Origin of the sequence: Streptomyces sp. NRRL F-5630 (assembly GCF_000719475.1) — a bacterium.
Classification (GTDB): Bacteria; Actinomycetota; Actinomycetes; order Streptomycetales; family Streptomycetaceae; genus Streptomyces.
On record NZ_JOGO01000042.1, the window covers coordinates 1 to 19330 of the forward strand.

General features: G+C 74.3%; 15 protein-coding genes. 10 read left to right on the forward strand and 5 right to left on the reverse strand.

The genetic code is table 11. The features are described 5' to 3' along the window. Nucleotides 1-99: 99 nt before the first annotated feature. The 4 genes from IF99_RS0119485 (at nt 100) to IF99_RS0119500 (ending at nt 6105) form a co-directional block, all read left to right on the forward strand. A complete protein-coding gene (locus tag IF99_RS0119485) occupies nt 100-3120 on the forward strand; it encodes a bifunctional GNAT family N-acetyltransferase/acetate--CoA ligase family protein (RefSeq protein WP_030997859.1) in 3021 nt (1006 codons plus the stop codon). Nucleotides 3121-3401: 281 nt separating this feature from the next. Continuing rightward, nucleotides 3402-4010: a DUF5998 family protein gene (locus IF99_RS0119490; protein ID WP_030997860.1), complete on the forward strand. Its 609-nt coding sequence runs from the start codon at nt 3402-3404 to the stop codon at nt 4008-4010. Further along, the gene (locus IF99_RS0119495) at nt 4010-5239 is read left to right on the forward strand and encodes an alkaline phosphatase family protein (protein WP_030997862.1); all 1230 of its coding nucleotides are present in this window, start codon (nt 4010-4012) and stop codon (nt 5237-5239) included. Before IF99_RS0119490 ends, IF99_RS0119495 begins: the two co-directional genes overlap by 1 nt. Nucleotides 5240-5454: 215 nt before the next feature. Then, nucleotides 5455-6105 (forward strand): thymidine kinase, encoded by a 651-nt coding sequence (locus IF99_RS0119500; RefSeq protein WP_030997863.1) that lies wholly within the window; start codon nt 5455-5457, stop codon nt 6103-6105. A gap of 6 nt (nt 6106-6111) precedes the next feature. On the opposite strand, the gene IF99_RS0119505 is transcribed toward IF99_RS0119500, so the two are convergent. Further along, complete coding sequence (locus IF99_RS0119505) at nt 6112-6909, reverse strand: VOC family protein (RefSeq protein ID WP_030997864.1); 798 nt, start codon at nt 6907-6909, stop codon at nt 6112-6114. 270 nt (nt 6910-7179) lie between these two features. On the opposite strand from IF99_RS0119505, the gene IF99_RS0119510 reads away from it, so the two are divergent. After that, the gene (locus IF99_RS0119510) at nt 7180-8031 is read left to right on the forward strand and encodes a sulfurtransferase (RefSeq protein WP_030997865.1); all 852 of its coding nucleotides are present in this window, start codon (nt 7180-7182) and stop codon (nt 8029-8031) included. Nucleotides 8032-8127: 96 nt separating this feature from the next. Here the strand turns inward: IF99_RS0119510 and sepH are convergent, their stop codons facing one another. Continuing rightward, entirely contained in the window at nt 8128-9207 is a 1080-nt protein-coding gene (sepH, locus tag IF99_RS0119515) for a septation protein SepH (RefSeq protein ID WP_030997866.1), read from the reverse strand. Between the two features lie 558 nt (nt 9208-9765). On the opposite strand from sepH, the gene IF99_RS0119520 reads away from it, so the two are divergent. Beyond that, nucleotides 9766-11028 carry a hypothetical protein gene (locus tag IF99_RS0119520; protein ID WP_030997868.1) on the forward strand — a complete coding sequence of 421 codons (1263 nt, stop codon included), beginning with the start codon at nt 9766-9768 and terminating at the stop codon, nt 11026-11028. 127 nt (nt 11029-11155) lie between these two features. Here IF99_RS0119520 and IF99_RS0119525 read toward each other — a convergent pair whose 3' ends face one another. Beyond that, on the reverse strand, nt 11156-12493 hold the full coding sequence (locus IF99_RS0119525) for a D-arabinono-1,4-lactone oxidase (RefSeq protein WP_030997869.1): 1338 nt from the start codon (nt 12491-12493) through the stop codon (nt 11156-11158). Continuing rightward, the gene (locus IF99_RS0119530) at nt 12435-13775 is read right to left on the reverse strand and encodes an MFS transporter (RefSeq protein WP_030997870.1); all 1341 of its coding nucleotides are present in this window, start codon (nt 13773-13775) and stop codon (nt 12435-12437) included. Before IF99_RS0119530 ends, IF99_RS0119525 begins: the two co-directional genes overlap by 59 nt. A 282-nt stretch (nt 13776-14057) precedes the next feature. Here IF99_RS0119530 and IF99_RS0119535 point away from each other — a divergent pair, with 282 nt between their 5' ends. Both IF99_RS0119535 and IF99_RS0119540 read left to right on the forward strand, forming a co-directional pair. Then, nucleotides 14058-15185 (forward strand): ferrochelatase, encoded by a 1128-nt coding sequence (locus IF99_RS0119535; protein ID WP_030997871.1) that lies wholly within the window; start codon nt 14058-14060, stop codon nt 15183-15185. Between the two features lie 179 nt (nt 15186-15364). Then, a complete protein-coding gene (locus tag IF99_RS0119540; RefSeq protein WP_030997873.1) occupies nt 15365-16165 on the forward strand; it encodes an inositol monophosphatase family protein in 801 nt (266 codons plus the stop codon). A 114-nt stretch (nt 16166-16279) separates the two neighbouring features. Here IF99_RS0119540 and IF99_RS30940 read toward each other — a convergent pair whose 3' ends face one another. Beyond that, nucleotides 16280-16489: a hypothetical protein gene (locus tag IF99_RS30940; protein ID WP_037827193.1), complete on the reverse strand. Its 210-nt coding sequence runs from the start codon at nt 16487-16489 to the stop codon at nt 16280-16282. Nucleotides 16490-16955: 466 nt separating this feature from the next. Between IF99_RS30940 and IF99_RS0119550 the strand changes: the two genes are divergently transcribed. Beyond that, nucleotides 16956-17609, forward strand: a complete 654-nt coding sequence (locus IF99_RS0119550) for a response regulator transcription factor (protein ID WP_030997874.1) — start codon at nt 16956-16958, stop codon at nt 17607-17609. 7 nt (nt 17610-17616) lie between these two features. After that, a complete protein-coding gene (locus IF99_RS0119555) occupies nt 17617-18951 on the forward strand; it encodes a HAMP domain-containing sensor histidine kinase (protein WP_030997875.1) in 1335 nt (444 codons plus the stop codon). The last annotated feature ends 379 nt before the right edge of the window (nt 18952-19330 follow it).

Below are 19330 nucleotides of genomic sequence, written 5' to 3' on the forward strand. Positions count from 1 at the left end.
CCCCCCCCGGAAGCCCCCGGCCGTCCGCCCCTCCCGATCAGCCCTCCCGCCCCCGCACGGCGCCCCCGCGCCTCGCACACACGGTCGTACCCTGACCCCATGGAGACCCCGGCCGACCCGCCCCGCCCAGAGGAGCACAGCTCAGCGCCCCGTCCAGGAGGCGGCCGCCCCCAGGACCAGCACCCCTCGGCGCAGCGTCACGAGGCCGCCTACCCCGCCCACTGGGAGGCCGACGTCGTACTGCGCGACGGCGGCACCGCGCGGATCAGGCCCATCACCGCGGACGACGCCGAACGGCTCGTCAGCTTCTACGAGCAGGTCTCCGACGAGTCGAAGTACTACCGCTTCTTCGCCCCCTACCCGAAGCTCTCCGCGAAGGACGTGCACCGGTTCACGCACCACGACTTCGTGGACCGCGTCGGGCTCGCCGCGACCATCGGCGGCGAGTTCATCGCGACCGTCCGCTACGACCGCGTCGACGCGACCGGCCGCCCCGCGTCCGCGCCCGCCGACGAGGCCGAGGTCGCCTTCCTCGTGCAGGACGCGCACCAGGGGCGCGGCGTCGCCTCGGCGCTCCTCGAACACATCGCGGCCGTCGCGCGCGAGCGCGGCATCCGCCGCTTCGGCGCCGAGGTGCTGCCCCACAACACCAAGATGATCAAGGTCTTCACGGACGCGGGCTACCAGCAGAAGCGCAGCTTCGAGGACGGCGTCGTCCACCTGACCTTCGGTCTGGAACCCACCGAGCGCTCGCTCGCCGTGCAGTACGCGCGCGAGCAGCGTGCCGAGTCCCGCTCCGTGCAGCGCCTCCTCGCCCCCACCTCCGTCGCGGTCGTCGGCGCCAAGCGCGCGGGCGGCGGCGTGGGCCGCAGCATCCTGCGCAACCTGCTCGCCGCCGGGTACACGGGCCGCCTCTTCGCCGTCAACAGCAGCTTCCCCGAGGACCAGGGCACCCTCGACGGCGTGCCCGCCTTCCGCACCGTCAAGGAGATCGGCGAGGAGGTCGATCTCGCCGTGGTCGTCGTCCCCGCCGAGCGCGTGCCCGAGGCCGTCGCCGAGTGCGGTGAGCACGGGGTGCGCGGCCTCGTCGTCATCAGCGCCGGGTACGGCGAGAGCGTGACGGCGGGCAAGGCGCGGCAACGACGCCTCGTGCGGCAGGCGCGCAGCTACGGGATGCGGCTCGTCGGTCCCAACGCCTTCGGCCTCGTCAACACCGACCCCGCCGTGCGCCTCAACGCCTCCCTCGCTCCCGAACTCGCCCCGCGCGGCCGGGTCGGGCTCTTCACGCAGTCCGGCGCGATCGGCATCGCGCTCCTCTCGGAGCTCCACCAGCGCGGCACCGGGCTCTCGACCTTCGTCTCGGCGGGCAACCGCGCCGACGTCTCGGGCAACGACGTCCTCCAGTACTGGTACGACGATCCCGACACCGACGTGGCCCTCATGTACCTGGAGTCGATCGGCAACCCCCGCAAGTTCACCCGGCTCGCACGCCGCGCCGCAGCGACCAAGCCGCTCGTCGTCGTGCAGGGCGCCCGGCACAGTGCCGCGACGCCGCCCTCGCACGCCGTCGCCGAGACCCGCCTCCCGCACGCGACGGTCTCCGCGCTCCTCGCGCAGGCCGGTGTCATCAGGGTCGAGACCGTCACCGACCTCGTCGACACCGGGGTGCTGCTCGCGGGCCAGCCGCTGCCCGAGGGGCCGCGCGTCGCGATCCTCGGCAACTCCGAGTCGCTCGGCCTGCTCACGTACGACGCGTGCCTGAGCGAGGGCCTGCGCCCGCGCACCCCGCTCGACCTCACGACGTCCGCGAGCCCCGAGGACTTCCGGCGCGCCCTGGAGCAGGCGCTCGCCGAGCCGGACAGCGACGCCGTCGTCGTCACCGCGATCCCGTGGGTCGGCGAGGGCGCGCTCGACTGGCCCGAGGGTGAGGTGCTCGGCGCGGCGCTGCGCGAGGCGGTCGCCGCCTCGACGTCGCGCAAGCCGGTCCTCGTCGTGCACGTCGAACTCGGTGGCCTTGCCCACGCACTCTCCGCGGCGACCGCGACCCTCCCGGCGAGCGCGGGCCCGCACACCCCGGGCGGCGCGGTCCGCGCGGACGTGCGCGAGGCGGGGGTCGTACGCGACGAGCGCGAGGCACGCGCGGCGGTACGGGAGCCGGGCGCGGCGGCCCGGGAGCCCGGCGCCGCGGTAGGGGGAACCGGCGACCCCGCCCCAGCGCCGGGCGCCGAGGAGTCCCCGGGCGCTGCCCCTCGCATCCCCGCTTACCCCGCCCCCGAGCGTGCCGTCCGCGCGCTCGCCCGCGCCGTGCGGCACGCGCAGTGGCGCACGGACACCGAGCACCCGGGACGCGTGCCCGAGTTCGACGACATCGACGAGCACGGCGCCGCCGAGCGCATCGCCGCGCTCCTCGACGCGCTCCCGGCGGGCGCGCGCGGCACGACGCCCGGGCCCGAGGACACCGGGGACCTCCTGCGGCGCTACGGCGTCCCCGTCCTGCGCGCCCTGCCCGCGCCCGACGCCGACACGGCGGCGCGTGCCGCCGCCGAGCTGGGCTACCCGGTCGCGCTCAAGATCACCGCCCCGCACCTGCGGCATCGCCCCGACCTCGGCGGCGTCCGTCTCGACCTCGCCGACGAGAACGACCTGCGCCGCGCCTACGCGGACCTGACCGCGCTCCTCGGCTCGCCCGCCGAACTGCGGCCCGTCGTGCAGTCGATGGCACCGCGCGGGGTGGACACGGTGGTGCGGGCCGTCATCGACCCGGCGGCGGGCGCGGTGCTCTCCTTCGGGCTCGCGGGGGCACCCTCCGAGCTTCTCGGCGACACGGCGCACCGCCTCGTCCCGGTCACCGACAGGGACGCGGCCGAGCAGGTCCGCTCGCTGCGCAGCGCCCCGCTCCTCTTCGGCTGGCGCGGCGCGGCTCCCGTCGACACGGATGCCCTCCAGGAGCTGATCCAGCGCGTCTCACGCCTCGTGGACGACCACCCCGAGATCGTCGCGGTCTCCCTGGAACCGGTCGTCGTCGCCCCCCGCACGGTGCGCGTCCTCGGCGCGTCCCTCCGCCTGGCCCACCCCCCGGCGGTGGGCGGCGAGGGACCGCGCAGGATGCCGACGTACTGACGGGCGGGGCGTGGGGACCGGCGGGGCCCGGCAGCGGCCCGGAGCACGGGCCCCCGCGCTCCGCGACGACCGCCGACCGCCGGGTTTCGCCAAGGGCGTCACGTGCCTTTCCAGCACCGCCGTGCGTCCCCCTCGCCGTGCCCGCTTCCCCGCGCGGCACGGTCTTCGCGCACGCCCGGCGCCCCGTGCTCCCGCCGGGCCCGGCCCCTGCCCCGCCCCCGCCGCAGGACGAACCCCCACGGAGTGACCGGCCACGGCCCCCGCCCCCGTAGGATGGGCGCATGGCGAAGACCGGTACGACGACCCAGGGGCTCCGCGCGGCGATCGAGCGCAGCGGCTACTACCCGGCCCTCGTGGCCGAGGCCGTGGAGGCCGCGGTCGGCGGGGACCCGGTGGTGTCGTACCTGGTGCACCAGGAGACGACGTTCGACGCGAACGAGGTCCGCAGGCACGTCACCGTGCTCGTGCTCACCGAGCACCGCTTCATCGTGAGCCACACCGACGAGCAGGCCGCCGACGACACCTCGCCCACCCCGTACGCCACGACGTCGACCGAGTCCGTGCGCATCGAGCGGATCTCCTCCGTCGTGACGAGCCGCGTCGTCGCCAACCCCGAGTCGTACACCCCTGGCACCCTGCCCCGTGAGGTCGTCCTCACGATCGGCTGGGGTGCCGTGTCCCGTCTCGACCTGGAGCCCGCCGCCTGCGGCGACCCGAACTGCGAGGCCGACCACGGCTACACGGGCAGCTCCACCGCCGACGACCTGAGCCTGCGGGTGAGCGAGGCGGGCGACGGTCCCGAGACGGTCCGCCAGGCGCTCGCCTTCTCGCAGGCCCTCTCGGAGGCCACGGCGGCGCTCGGCGAGGGCCCCTCCGGGACCCGGCGCTGATGGGCGGGGCGCACCACGCGGACTGGGACGCCTACGAGGCGCGGCACGCCCCCGACCCCTACGCGCCGCTCCCGCTCTCCTCGGCGCTCGTGCCCGAGTACGGGAGCGGCAGCCTCGCGGACCTCCTCCCCACCCTCGCCGCCGGGCTCGGCGTCCCCGGCTTCGTCCCGGCCATCGGCGAGCTGACCCCGGCCGACCGCGCCTGCGTCTTCCTCGTCGACGGCCTCGGCTGGGAGCAGCTTCGCGCGCACCCCGACGAGGCGCCCTTCCTGCACGGCCTGCTCGGCACCTCGCGCGGCGGCACGGGACGGCCCCTCACCTCCGGCTTCCCCTCGACCACCGCCGCCTCGCTCGCCTCGGTCGGCACCGGCACGGTGCCCGGCCGGCACGGACTGCTCGGCTACGCGGTGCGCGACCCGGCGACGGGCGCGCTCATGAACCAGCTCCGCTGGCAGCCCTGGACCGACCCCACCGCCTGGCAGCCGCATCCCACGGTCTTCCGCGCCGCCGACGCGGCCGGGGTGCACACCGCGCAGGTCTCGGCCCCGCACTTCCGCGAGACGCCCCTCACCAAGGTCGCGCTCTCCGGCGGCACCTTCCACGGCCGCTTCACCGGCGAGGAGCGCATGGACCGCGCCGCCGAGGAACTTGCCGCGGGCGACCGCTCGCTCGTCTACACGTACTACAGCGAACTCGACGGCGCCGGGCACAAGTACGGCACGGGATCGGACACGTGGCGCGGCCAGCTCATGCAGGTCGACCGGCTCGTGCAGCGCCTCGCGGGGCAACTCCCGCCGCGTACCGCGCTGTACGTCACGGCGGACCACGGCATGGTCGACGTCCCCGAGGACCCCGAGAGCCGCGTCGACTACGACGAGGACTGGGAACTCGGCGCGGGCGTCGCGCTGCTGGGCGGCGAGGGACGCGCGCGCCACGTGTACGCGCACCCGGGAGCGGCCGCCGACGTCCTCGCCGTGTGGCGCGAGGTCCTGGGGGACCGCTTCTGGGTCGCGAGCCGCGAAGAGGCGCTGGACGCCGGGTGGTTCGGGCCGCCGGAGCTGTGCGAGGAGCGGGTGCACGCGCGGATCGGCGACGTGGTCGCGGCGCCGCAGGGGCTCTCCGCGATCGTCGCGAGCGAGACCGAGCCGCGTGAGACGGCGCTCGTCGGGATGCACGGCTCCCTCACGCCGGCGGAGCAGTACGTGCCGCTCATCGAGATCCGCACCTGAGCGCGGGGCCCCGGGCCCGTGCCCGCAGGCCCCCGACCCCTGCCCCGGGCCTCGGCCAGGCCCGCCGGGGTGCGCCGAGGCCCGCCGCACCCGGCCCCGTCCCGGCCGCGCGCGTGGCGTAGGGTCTGGGGTCGCCCCGGCGCCCACCGCCCCACCCGCTCCCGTACCACCGCCCCGCCCCGCCGCCCGGCGTTCCAGAAAGGCCCTGTCCGCACATGTCCGAATTGGTTTTCTTCTCCGGGACGATGGACTGCGGAAAGAGCACACTGGCCCTCCAGATCGGCCACAACCGGTCAGCGCGCGGGCTCCAGGGCGTGATCTTCACGCGGGACGACCGTGCCGGGGAGGGGAAGCTGTCCTCGCGGCTCGGGCTCGTCACGGACGCGGTCGAGGCGACCGAGGGCATGGACGTGCACGGCTACCTCGTCGACCGGCTCTCCAAGGGCGGCAAGGTGGACTACGTGATCGTCGACGAGGCACAGTTCCTCGCGCCCCGGCAGATCGACCAGTTGGCGCGCATCGTCGACGAACTCCGGCTCGACGTCTTCGCCTTCGGCATCACGACCGACTTCCGCACGAAGCTCTTCCCCGGCTCGCAGCGGCTCATCGAACTCGCCGACCGCGTCGAGGCCCTCCAGGTCGAGGCGCTGTGCTGGTGCGGCGCGCGGGCGACGCACAACGCCCGCACGGTGGACGGCGAGATGGTCGTCGAGGGCGCGCAGGTCGTCGTCGGGGACGTCAACCGCCGTGCGGGCGAGGTCGGTTACGAGGTGCTGTGCCGCCGCCACCATCTGCGCCGCGTGACGAGCGCGACGGCGAAGGCGGGCGTGCGTTCTCCCGACGTCCTGCCGGTGCAGGGCGGCTGACACGGCTCAGCCGCCCGCGACGTCCGTCCGTACGAGGGCGAAGACCGCGCCCTCCGGGTCGGCGACCGTCGCCGTGTGCCCCCGCGGGCCCTCGGCGGGCTCCTCCACGACCTGGCCGCCGAGGGCGAGGACCCGCGCGCACGAGGCGGCCACGTCGGCGGCCTCGAAGCACGCGAGCCACCCCGCGCCGTGCTCCCGCGCCCGCGAGCGGCCCACGCCGAGCGCGGAGGCCACGGGGCGTCCGTCGAGCGTGAACGTCAGGTGATCGGGGTCGTCCTGCCGCGCGCCGAAGCCGAGGACGGTGCGGTAGAACGGCGTGACGGACGCGGTGTCGTGGGTGAGGAGTTCGGACCAGGAGTGGGCGCCCGGCACGCCGGTCACGGCGAAGCCCGCGTGCGCGGTGGGCTGCCACAGCCCGAAGCCCGCGCCGCCCGGGTCCGCGGCGAGCGCGAGCCGCCCGGCGCCCGGGGAGTCGAGCGGGCCGACGCCGACGGTGCCCCCGCAGGCGCGCACCGCGGCGGCCAGCTCGTTGACGTCCGCAGCCCCGAAGTACGTGGTCCAGGCGACCCGGAGGCCCGTTCCGGTGGGCAGTTGCCCGAGCCCGGCGACCGGACGGCCGTCGAGATGGGCGCGGGTGTAGGGGCCGAGCTGGCGCGGTCCCTCCGCGAACTCCCAGCCGAAGAGCCCGCCGTAGAACTCCCGCGCGGCGCCGGGCTCGCGCACCATCAGGCTCACCCAGCACGGCCCCCCGCGCACCTCTCGTGCCATACCGTCCCGCTCCTCCGCCGCCCGTGCCTCAGCCATCGCGCCTCGCTCTCCGCCCACTCCGCCCGCACCCACCGCACCCCCTGCCACGGTGCGTACCCGATTGTGCACCCCTGGTCGCCCGGACGACCCGCCCGGGACCGGCGGGCCCCGGCTTCGCCGCACGAGCGCGCGCACCGGAGGCCGTACGGGGCGTGCGAGCGGGCACGGGGCGCGCCGGGTGGGGGAGTGCGCGGGTGCGGTGGGGCGGGGAGCGGGGAGCGGGGCGCGGGGGTGGGGTCGCGTGGCGCGGTGGGCCAGGATGATCCCATGACCACTTCGCCACCCGCCCCCGTCTCCCCGCTCATCGACGCGAACACCCTCGCCCAGGACCTCGCCGGCCCCCGTCCGCCCGTCGTCCTCGATGTGCGCTACCGGCTCGGACAGCCCAGCCGGCGGCCCGCCTACCTCGAAGGGCACGTGCCCGGCGCCGTCTTCGTCGACCTCGACACCCAGCTCGCCGCCCCGCCGGGACCGCGCGGGCGCCACCCGCTGCCCGAGCCCGACGACTTCGGCGCCGTGATGCGCGCCGCCGGGGTGAGCGCGGACAGCCGGGTCGTCGTGTACGACGACGGGCAGGGCTGGGCGGCGGCGCGCACCTGGTGGCTGCTGCGCTGGTCGGGGCACGCGGCGGTGCGGGTGCTCGACGGGGGATTCCCCTCCTGGACCGGGGCCCTGGAGACCGGTGCGGCGGCCCCCGCCGCGGGCGACTTCGTGCCGCGGCCGGGCGCGCTGCCGACGCTCGACGCGGAGAGCGCGGCCGCACTGGCGCGTACGGGCCTGCTGCTCGACGCGCGGGCGGGGGAGCGGTACCGGGGCGAGGTGGAGCCGGTCGACCCCGTGGGAGGCCATATCCCGGGGGCCGTGTCGGCGCCGACCGCCGAGAACGTCCTGCCCGACGGGCGGTTCAGGCCCGTCGCGGAGCTGAAGGCACGCTTCGCTGAGCTGGGCGCGGACGGCGCCCGGACGGTGGGTGTCTACTGCGGCTCGGGGGTCTCGGCGGCACAGGAAGTGCTGGCCCTCGAACTGGCCGGGGTGCGGGCCGCGTTGTACCCCGGGTCGTGGTCGGAGTGGACGGCCGACGGGGGGCGGCCCGTCGCCACCGGGCCGGAGCGCGGCTGACGGCTGAGGAACCGGCGCGGAGCGGGCGCCGCCGAAGGCGCCCCTCCCACCCGGGAGTTCAGTCCCGGGCCCGCCACCGCTCGTTCCTGGCGGTGCTCAGTCCTGCTTCTTGCGCCGGGTCCCGAAGACGATCTCGTCCCAGCTCGGGACCGCCGCGCGTCGGCCCGGCCGGACGCCGTCCGCCTCGGCCTGCCGGTCGGTGGAGCCGATGAGCCGGTCGCGGTGGCTGGAGACCGCGCGCGGCATGAGCACGTCCGCGTACGCCGAACCCGCCGAGGCCGCGGGGGCCGGGGGCTCCTCGACCTCGGGCTCGCGCTCCGGCTCGTCCTGCCCCGCACGCTCCGCCGACGACCGCTCGGGCACCACCATGTCGCCGCGGAAGCTCGGCACCGCCTCCAGAAGACTCGTCAGCGAGTCGCGCCCCGAGTCGGCCGAGGCCACGGGGAGTTCGTCCTCGTCCTCGTCCTCGGCGGCGGGCGCCTGCGGGAGCGCCGGGGGCCGGTCGGGGAGCGCGGGACGGTCGCGGTCGAAGCGGTCGATCGTGCGCTCGCGCGGCAGTCGCGCGATACGGGGCACGAAGGGCATGGGCTCGGGCGAGGACAGCTCGTCGGACTCGCCGATGAGCGCGCGCGCCTCGTCGTCCACGGCCTGCACGAGACGGCGGGGCGGGTCGTACGTCCAGCTCGCCGAGCGCGTCTCGCCCACGAGCCGGTAGACGAGGATGACCTCCCAGGTGCCGTCGTCGCGGCGCCAGGAGTCCCACTGCACGGTCTCCTTGTCGGCCCCGCGCATCATCAGCCGCTCCTGCACGGCGTCACCGAGCTGGGGGCCCGCGGACTCGCCGGGACGGCGTACGGGCGTCTTGCGGGCCCGCTCCGCCATGAAGGCGCGCTCCGCGAGCACGGGGCCCTCGAAGCGCCGTACGCGGTCCACGGGGATGCCTGCCAGTTGCGCGACTTCCTCCGCGCTCGCCCCTGCTCTTATACGGGCCTGGATGTCCCGCGGGCGCAGGTGGCTCTCGACCTCGATCTCGATCTGGCCGAGGCGCGGCCTGTCACCGCGCACGGCGGCACGCAGCCGCTCGTCGATGGCGAGGGTGTACTCCGTGTTGTCGGCAGCTTTCAGCACAAGACGTGTGCCGTCGTTGCTGACGGCCACGACACGCAGTTCGGGCATGGGGACCTCCCGGGTGGTGCCTGCCGACGTCACGTGCGTCGCTGCTTCCGCTAGTCGAGTGTGGCCTGCCCGGGTGCAGCCTGCCACAACCTTGCCGAGTTGCCCGGCGTGTCGGGCACGGGACCTGACACTCCGTTATGGCACGGTACTTCATTGCAACGCTGAGTGACCACCCCGGGCTCCCAGAGGCGACGAGGCTCTCCCGCCACCGCCGGGTCGTCCCCTCGCGGACGGACCCGCTCCGGCCGGATGGCCGGCCGTTCCGGTGCGAAGAGTCCCGGGCACCCTGACGGGAGACCGGACCCAGGGCTCGCAACAGTACTCCATTCGGGCCATCCGTGGTGGGGCGACGCTCCGCCGGACATCCCCCGCCCCGGGCGCGCGCGGGAGCGAAGGCGGGCGCGCCGGGCGTTTCGCGGGCGCTCGCGCGGGCACCGGGCGAGTGTGTCCGGCCGGTGGGTGGCGCGCTTCACAAAATCCCCGGAACCGGAACCAATCGATTCGCCCGACCGTCACTTCCTGCGGCAAGGTGGACGAAAGGCGATGTAAGGCAGGTAGATGCACAAGGAAGCCGTGAAGGGCGACACACCTCACATACGCGGCGGACAGGCGTCCTCGGCTGAGGCGGTCGCCGATGAGCGAAAGCCCCCCAAGCGCTTCGACCTGAGTGTGCCCCAGGTGGCGGGCTCGGCCGTCGCCTCGGTCGCCGCCGCGATCGCCGCCTCCCAACTCGGTGTCTACGGCACGGTCATCGGCGCCGGGGTCATGAGCATCGTGGCGACGACCGGCGGCAGCGTCTTCCAGCACCTCTTCCGCAGAACGGGCGAGCAGCTCCGCGACGCGGCCGGGCAGGTCATCCCCCGGCACGGGATTCCGCACGACGGCGCCGGTGAGCCCGTACCGCCGACGTTCCTCGCGCACCCCGAGCGCCACCTCACGGAGGTCCCCGAGCCGCGCGCCGAGGCCAAGACCGTCCTGCCGTTGGCGGACGGCGATCCGACGACCGTCCTCCCGGCCGCCGACGCCGACCCGACCACGGTGCTTCCCGCCGCCGCGCCCCGCGACGACGCGACACGAGTGCTCCGTACCGGCCAGGAGCCCATCCCCGACGACGAGTCGCGCCTGCTGCCCGCGGTTCCGGCCGACGAGGCGACACGCCTGCTCGGGGCGGTCGCCGAGGACGACGCGACGCGCGTGCTCGGCGCCGCTCCCCGCAACGAGGCGACCCGCGCCCGCGCGGTGGCCCATGAGGACGACGCGACGCGCCTGCTCCGTCCCGCCACCGACCCGTACAGCGCCCCCGTCACGCACCAGAGCCCCCGGAAGCTGCGCGGCTGGCGCAAGCCGCTGCTCACGGCCGTGGGCGTCTTCGCCGTCTCGATGGCGGGCATCACGGGGTACGAACTCGTCGCGGGCCACTCGCTGAGCGGCGGCTCGGGCTCCACGATCAGCAAGCTCGGCGGCAACGGTGGCAGCCACCACCAAGCGCCCCCCGAGCAGCCGACGGGATCGCCCTCGACGAGCTCGACCGGCTCGACGGACGGGAACAAGGACGGCGCCACGTCCCCCACGCCGGGCGACAGCCCCTCGCCGGACGCGTCCTCGGGGAAGACGGGCGCGAGCAAGGACCCGAGCGCGCCGGGCGACGACACGAAGCAGCGCGACGAACAGAAGCCGTCCCCGAGCACGACCCCCGACCCGACCCGGTCGACCCCCGGCACGGGCCAGGAGTCGGGCGGGGGCACGGACTCCGGCACGGGTGACCAGGGCGACACGGGCCCGCAGCAGCCGGAGGAGGGCGCGGCCACGCCGACGCCCTGAGCCCCCCGCCCGCCGGTCCACGAGGAACGGAGCCTCCGTCCGCCCCGCACAGGGGGCCGACGGGGGCTCCGCCGCGTGGGCGCGGAAGCGCGGGGGTACGACGGTCGGGTCGCCTCGTACCGCCCCCTCAGTCCCCCAGTACCCGCCGCAGATACGGGTTCGCGAAGAGGCGATCGGGGTCGAGGCGGTCGCGGACGGCGGTGAACTCGGCGAAGCGGGGGTACGCCTCGGCGAGGTGGGCCGCCTCGCGGGTGTGGACCTTGCCCCAGTGGGGGCGGCCCGCGTGTGCCGTGAAGATCTTCTCCGCCGCCGTGAAGTACTCGCGGTACGGCGTGCCCCGGTACATGTGGACCGCTATGTAGCCCGTGTCGCGACCGTTCGCCGTGGAGAGGGCGAGGTCGTCGGCGGGGGCGTTGCGCACCTCGACCGGGAAGCTCACCCGCAGGCGCGAGCGCTCGATCATCGCCTTCAGCTCGCGCAGCACCGCGGGAACCTCGGCGCGCGGTACCGCGTACTCCATCTCCACGAACCGCACCCGGCGCGGGCTCGTGTACACCTTGTACGGAATGTCCGTGTACGTGCGTGCCGAGAGTGCCCGGCTGGAGAGGCGGGCCACCGCCGGGATGGTCGCGGGGACCGCGCGGCCCAGGGAGTTGACCGCCTGGAAGAGGTCGTTGGAGAGGAACTCGTCCTCGAACCAGCCGCTGAGCTTCTTGAGGGGGCGTGCCGGTCCCTGGCTGCGGTTGTTGCGCTTGGTGTTGGTCCTCTCGGTATGCGGGAACCAGTAGAACTCGAAATGCTCGTTCTCGGTCACGAGTTGTTCGTACTCGGCGAGGACGCGGTCGAGCGGCATCGGTTCCTCGCGCGCGGTGAGCAGGAAGACCGGCTCGATACGGAAGGTGAGGGCGGTGAGGACGCCGAGCGCGCCGAGGCCGATCCGGCCGGCGGCGAAGACGTCCGCGTTCTCCTCCGGCGTGCAGTGCAGGAGCGTGCCGTCGGCCGTGAGGAGTTCGAAGCCCGCCAGTTGCGCGGCGATCGAGGCGGAGTCGCGCCCCGTGCCGTGCGTGCCCGTGCTGACCGCGCCCGCGACGGTCTGCTCCATGATGTCGCCCATGTTGGTGAGGGAGAGCCCCTCGCGGGCGAGCGCGGCGTTGAGGCGCTTGAGCGGGGTGCCCGCCTCGACCGTGATCGTCATGGCCTCGCGGTCGATGTGCCGGATGCCCGTGAGGAGCCGCGGGCGGACGAGGACGCCGTCCGTCGCGGAGATCGCGGTGAAGGAGTGCCCCGTACCCGCCGGTTTGACCGTGAGCCCCTGCCCGGCCGCGCGGCGCAGCACCCCGGCCAGTTCCTCGACCGAGGCGGGGCTCTCCTCGCGGGCCGGGCTCGCCGTGATGTTGCCGCCCCAGTTACGCCAGGTCCCGCTCCGCCGCGCCGTCTCCGGCGCGCTCCGGGGCCGCGGGACCACCGGCGGTGTCCCGGCCGGTTCCGCTCCCCGTGCTTCCCGTGTCTCCTTCGCCCCCGGCACTGCCCGCTCGCTGCTCATCCTGTGCCCCTCCCGGCCGCGGAACCGGCTTGTTGAGCCGGTGGTACCCCAGGAACGCCACCACGACCGCGACCGCCCCGGCAACCCCCGGGACGGCGTATCCCGCCTTCGGCCCCGAGGCGTCGATGACCCAGCCCGCCACGGAGGAGCCGAGCGCCACACCGACGGCGAGGCCCGTGCTCACCCAGGTCATGCCCTCGGTGAGCTTCGCCCGGGGCACGTGCCGCTCGACGAGGGCCATCGTCGTGGTCATCGTGGGAGCGATCGTCAGGCCCGCGAAGAACAGCGCCACGGCCAGGAACGGCAGGTTCCCGACCAGTTGGAGCGGGATCATGCTGACGCCCACCAGGCAGACCCCGAGGAGCCAGCGCCGCGCGGGCGGCCGGGTGAAGTGGAAGAGACCGAAGACCGCGCCCGCGAGGCAGGAGCCGAGCGCGTAGACGGCGAGGACGAGGCTCGCCGCGGCCTTGTGCCCCCGGTCCTCGGCGAAGGCGACCGTGACGACGTCGATCGCGCCGAACATGACCCCGGTCGACACGAAGGTGAGCACGAGGACCCGCAGTCCCACCGAGCGCATGGCGCTGCCGCGCTCGTGCTGCCCGGCCGGGTGCACCGCCGGTTCCGTGGCCTTCTGCCCGGAGAGCCAGAAGACGCCGACGGCGAGGAAGCAGCCCGCGAGGAGCGGTCCCGCCTCGGGGAACCACGCCGTGCACAGGCCGATCGAGATGATCGGCCCGAGGACGAAGCACACCTCGTCGACGACCGACTCGAAGGAGTACGCCGTGTGCAGCATGCGCGGCTCGTCGCGGTAGAGCGCCGCCCAGCGCGAACGCACCATCGAGCCCACGCTCGGTACACAGCCGATCCCCGCCGCGAAGACGAAGAGCGTCCAGTCCGGCGCCTCGTACACCGTCGCGAGCAGGAGCCCCGCCGTCGCGGCGAGCCCGATGAGCGTCGCGGGCCGCAGCACCCGGCGCTGCCCGTGCCGGTCCACGAGCCGCGAGAGCTGGGGGCCGAGCACCGCGGCGGCGAGCGCGATCGTCGCCGAGAGCCCGCCGGCGAGCCCGTACCGGCCCGTGAGCTGGGAGATCATCGTGACGACGCCGATCCCCATCATCGCGAGCGGCAGCCGCCCGATGAGCCCCGCCGCCGAGAAGGAAAGGGTGCCGGGCGCGCGGAAGATCGCGCGGTAGGGGCTGGGCAAGGCGGGCTCCGGGCAGGCGTACGGGCACAGGACGGACGGCGCCGACGTGTGCGGGAGGGGGGCGGGAGGACTGGGGGTAAGCAGTGAACCCGGCTCGGTGAGCTTACGCAGTCGTGCGGTTTTTCGCACGGGCGTTGTGGGGGCGGAACGGAGGACGGGACGCCGGAGGCGCGGACGAGCAGGGGAGGGCCGGGGCGCGGGGGGTCCGGCTCGTCCCGCGCGGGAGCGGACACGCGCGGGGCGGGCATCGTGCGCCCCGCCGCTGGTGGCAGGATCGGAGCCATGGCCGAAGCTCTCGATCCCACCGCCCGGGGTGCCGCCCCCTACGACGCCCTCCTGCTGCTCTCCTTCGGCGGCCCCGAAGGACCCGAGGACGTCGTCCCCTTCCTGGAGAACGTGACGCGAGGGCGGGGCATCCCCCGCGAACGGCTCAAGGAAGTCGGGCAGCACTACTTCCTCTTCGGCGGCGTCAGCCCGATCAACGGCCAGAACCGCGAACTGCTCGAAGCGCTGCGCACCGACTTCGCCGGGCACGGCCTCGACCTGCCCGTCTACTGGGGCAACCGCAACTGGGCCCCCTACCTCACCGACACGCTCCGCGAGATGGCCGAGGACGGCCGTCGCCGCATCGCCGTCCTGTGCACGAGCGCCTACGCCTCCTACTCCGGCTGCCGCCAGTACCGCGAGAACCTCGCCGACGCGCTCGCCACCCTGGAGGCCGAGGGCATTCAGGCGCCGGCCGTCGACAAACTGCGGCACTACTTCAACCACCCCGGTTTCATCGAGCCCATCGTCGACGGCGTCCTGCGCTCCCTCGCGGATCTTCCCGAGGACGTACGGGACCGCGCGCACCTCGCCTTCACGACGCACTCCATCCCCGTCTCGGCCGCCGACACCTCGGGCGCCCCCGACGCGCACGGCGACGGCGGCGCCTACGTCAAGGAGCACCTCGACGTCGCGGCGCTCATCCACGCCGCCGTGCGCGAACGGACCGGCGTCGACCACGAGTGGCGCCTCGTCTACCAGTCCCGCAGCGGCGCCCCGCACATCCCCTGGCTGGAGCCCGACATCTGCGACCACCTGGAGGCGGAGCACGAGGCCGGGGTCCCGGCGGTCGTCATGGTGCCGATCGGCTTCGTGTCGGACCACATGGAGGTCCTCTACGACCTCGACACGGAGGCGACGGCGAAGGCGGCGGAGCTGGGGCTGCCGGTGCGGAGGTCCCCGACGGTGGGCAGCGATCCGAGGTTCGCGGCGGCGGTGCGGGACCTGGTGCTGGAGCGGGCCGCCACGGAGCGGGGGGAGAGCCCCGCGCGGTGCGCGCTCGGCGCGCTGGGCGCCAGCCACGACGTGTGTCCCGTCGGGTGCTGCCCGGCGCGGACGCCCCGCCCCGCGGCGGCCGGGGCGTAGGACGTGCCCGGGGTTCCGGTGGGCCGCGTCCGGGAACCCGCTGCCTGTATCCCCGGCCCTCGGCCGGGCGGCCCCCGCCGGGCCGCGCTCGCGGTCCCGCGACGCCGGATCTCCCCGCCCCGTGCGGCGGGAGCGCCCGGACCAGGGGCGCCGAGGAATCAGCTCGACATTGGAGAAACGTGACTGACAAGCTCGCCCAGGAACTGCTGCCCCTCGCGCTCGAAGCCGCCCGCCGGGCCGGTGCGTTCCTGCGGGACTCGCGGCCCGCCGATCTGGGTGTCGCCGCGACCAAGACGAGTCCCGTCGACGTCGTGACCGAGATGGACCTCGCCTCCGAGAAGCTCATCACTGACTTCCTCGCCGAGCACAGGCCCGAGGACGGCGTGCTCGGGGAGGAGGGGGCGAGCCGCGAGGGGACGAGTGGCGTGCGGTGGGTCGTCGATCCCGTGGACGGGACGGTGAACTACCTCTACGGCCTGCCGAACTGGTGTGTCTCGATCGCGGCCCAGAAGGACGGCGAGACGATCGTCGGTGTCGTGGACGCGCCCGCGCGCGGTGAGGTCTCCCACGCGGTACGGGGCGGCGGGGCCTGGCTCGGGGAGCGGGCGCTGCGCGTGCGGCCCCCGGCCGAGGAGGGACGGGCGCTCATCGGGACCGGCTTCGGCTACCTCGCCGAGCGCCGGGCCCATCAGGCCGAGGTCATCGCCGGGCTCATCACCTCGGTCCGCGACATCCGGCGCGGCGGCTCGGCCGCGATCGACCTGTGCGACGTCGCCGCCGGGCGGCTCGACGCGTACTACGAGCGCGGCCTCAACCCCTGGGACTACGCGGCCGGCGACCTCATCGCCCGCGAGGCGGGCGCCCTCACCGGCGGCCGCCCCGGCCGGCCGCTGAGCCCCGAGCTGACCGTCGCAGCCCCTCCCGGTCTCTTCGAGAGCCTCCAGGCCCGCCTGGAGGAGCTGGGCGCCTGGCACGACTGAGCGCGGGCCGGGGCAGGCGAAGGGGCCGGTACGCGGAGTGCGTACCGGCCCCTTCGCTCGCGCGACGTACGGGACGTGACACGGCTCGGGCGGCGGCCGGGGAGCCGCCGCCGCTCAGGCGTGCTGGACCGGGCGGGACGGCGCGTGGTCGGCGGCCTGCACGGCGTCGAAGTCGACTCCGTACTCGGCGGCGAGCCGGCGCAGGTCGTCCAGGTCCGATTCGTCCACATCCACCAGGAAGTCGTCGCCGCTGCGACGCGCCTGGTCGAGGTCGGACTTGGTGTTCCTTATGCGCTGGAGCAGCGCGGCGGTGAAAGCGTCCATGGTGCGCCCCCTCGTCATGGTCGTGGGTCGGCGGCACGGGGTGTGCCAGACAGGGGCGGTCAGCCGGTGCCGCTCGGCTCAAAGCGGAGCGGCACGCCGTGAAGGCGTGCCGCGTACCGGACGTGATCGCGGGGTGTCCTCGGGTCATCCCCAGTGCGCCCGTCCCGGAAACCTCCGCATCCGGTAGTCGCGCGAATTCGTGGACGGATACACGGTTTTTCCCCGGCGGTCGCGCCAGGTTTCCACCGCGTACGTTCCGTGATCACGCGCCGCGCGGCCCGCCGCCCGCGGCGGTGCACGGCCAGTGATAAGGCGTGGCTAAGCGCTTACCGCCGGTTTATGGCCGAAAGGGGCAGGATGGAGGCTCCACTACTGTCGTCGGGCGCGTCCCGTCACCCGTCCCGTACCGGGCGGGTGGGCGCGCCGCGTCCCCGTGCCGGGGACGTCCAGGGAAAGGACCAGCCACGTGCGCGTACTCGTCGTCGAGGACGAGCAGTTGCTCGCCGATGCGGTGGCCACCGGCCTGCGCCGGGAGGCCATGGCGGTCGACGTCGTGTACGACGGAGCCGCGGCCCTGGAGCGCGTCGAGGTCAACGACTACGACGTGCTCGTGCTCGACCGCGACCTCCCCCTCGTGCACGGCGACGACGTCTGCCGCCGCGTCGTCGAGCTGGGCCTGCCCACCCGGGTCCTCATGCTCACCGCCTCGGGGGACGTCAGCGACCGGGTCGAGGGCCTGGAGCTGGGCGCCGACGACTACCTGCCCAAGCCCTTCGCCTTCAGCGAGCTGATCGCCCGCGTCCGCGCCCTCGGCAGGCGTACGAGCGTGCCGCTGCCGCCGGTCCTGGAGCGGGCCGGGATCAAGCTCGACCCCAACCGCAGGGAGGTCTTCCGCGACGGCAGGGAGATCCAGCTCGCGCCCAAGGAGTTCGCCGTCCTCGAAGTGCTCATGCGCAGCGAGGGCGCGGTCGTCTCCGCCGAACAGCTCCTGGAGAAGGCGTGGGACGAGAACACCGACCCCTTCACCAACGTCGTCCGTGTCACCGTGATGACCCTGCGCCGCAAGCTCGGTGAGCCCGCCGTCATCGTGACCGTCCCCGGCTCCGGCTACCGGATCTGAGTCCCCCATGGCCCCGTCCCCCTCCCGGCAGGGCGCTGCCCGCGCGCCCCGGCCCCCCGGCCGCCCGCCCGTTCCGCCCAAGCCCGCCCGCCCTCCGTTCACGGCGGCCGAGCCCCCGTTCCCCTGGCTGCGCCCGACCATCCGCATAAGGCTCACCCTGCTCTACGGCGGGATGTTCCTCATCGCGGGCATCCTGCTGCTCTCGATCATCTACCTGCTCGCGGTGCAGGCGGTCGGCGTCGGCCAGAAGATGCCCTTCGAGATCAGAGGGAACGTCATCGTCTCCAGCGCCGACTGCCCGCAGCTCGCGAACCTCTCCGGCAGCGTGCACACGCAGGCCGAGTTCCAGGACGCGATCAACTCCTGCGTGAGCCAGCAGCGCCAGCGCGCGCTCGACCACCTGCTCTCGCGCTCGCTCCTCGCGCTCCTCGGGCTCAGCGTCATCGCCTTCGCCTTCGGCTACGCGATGGCGGGCCGGGTCCTGTCGCCGCTCGGGCGGATCACCAGGACGGCACGCCAGGTGGCCGGTTCCGACCTCACCCGGCGGATCAAGCTCGACGGCCCCGACGACGAGCTGAAGGAACTCGCCGACACCTTCGACGAGATGCTGGAACGCCTGGAGCGCGCCTTCACGGCACAGCAACGCTTCGTCGCCAACGCCTCGCACGAGCTGCGGACCCCGCTAGCGATCAACCGCACCCTCCTGGAGGTCCAGCTCTCCGATCCGGCGGCGCCCCCCGAACTCCAGCAACTCGGCAAGACCCTCCTCGCCACCAATGAGCGCAGCGAACAACTCGTCGAGGGACTGCTCCTCCTCGCCCGCAGCGACAATCAGCTCGTCGAGCGCGGCCCCGTCGACCTCGCCGAGGTCGCGGACCGCGCCATCGACCAGGCGCGCGGCGAGGCGGCGGCGCGGGACGTGGAGATCCGGGGCACGCGCGCGCCCGCCGTCGTCGACGGCAACGGCGTGCTCCTGGAACGCGTGGCCCTCAACCTCGTCCAGAACGCGATCCGCTACAACGTGCCGCCCCCGGCGGCCCCGCTCACCAAGGACGGCGAGGAGGCCGCCCGGGAGCGCGGCTGGGTCGAGGTGACCACCGAGGCCCAGCACGGTCAGGCGGTGCTCGTCGTGAGCAATACGGGGCCGGTCGTGCCCGCGTACGAGATCGACAACATCTTCGAGCCTTTCCGGCGACTGCGCACCGAACGCACGGGCAGCGACAAGGGGGCGGGCCTCGGCCTGTCGATCGTGCGCTCCATCGTCCGGGCGCACGGCGCGCGCATCCACGCCGAGCCACGGGAGGGAGGCGGCCTGGTGATGCGGGTCACACTCCCGTTGTGAGCGGAAAGTGCTGGGAAGAATGCGATACGTGTTCGCCGGGTCGTCCGACACGGGAGGCGGCGCACCGTACCGGGGGCACCTTGTTCGCTTTGCGAGGAATTTTCGGGACCTGCGTCCGCGTTCGACCTGTGTGATCGATCACAAGAACGGGTTTTCAGGCATTCACAATGGGTGACCCCTGAGGGTCCCGAAAAGCCCGGAAAATCGGGGTTTTCGCGGGGGTGGATCACGGGAAGTACACGGGGAGGCCCCTCCCCGGTGCGACTGTCGTACCGGTTACGGTGCGCACCAGCACTTCCCCGCGTCCCTGGTCAAGGGGGCGCGAGAAGTGTCGATTGAGTAACAGACCTTGATGTGAGGCAAAATCTCCGCCTCGGGT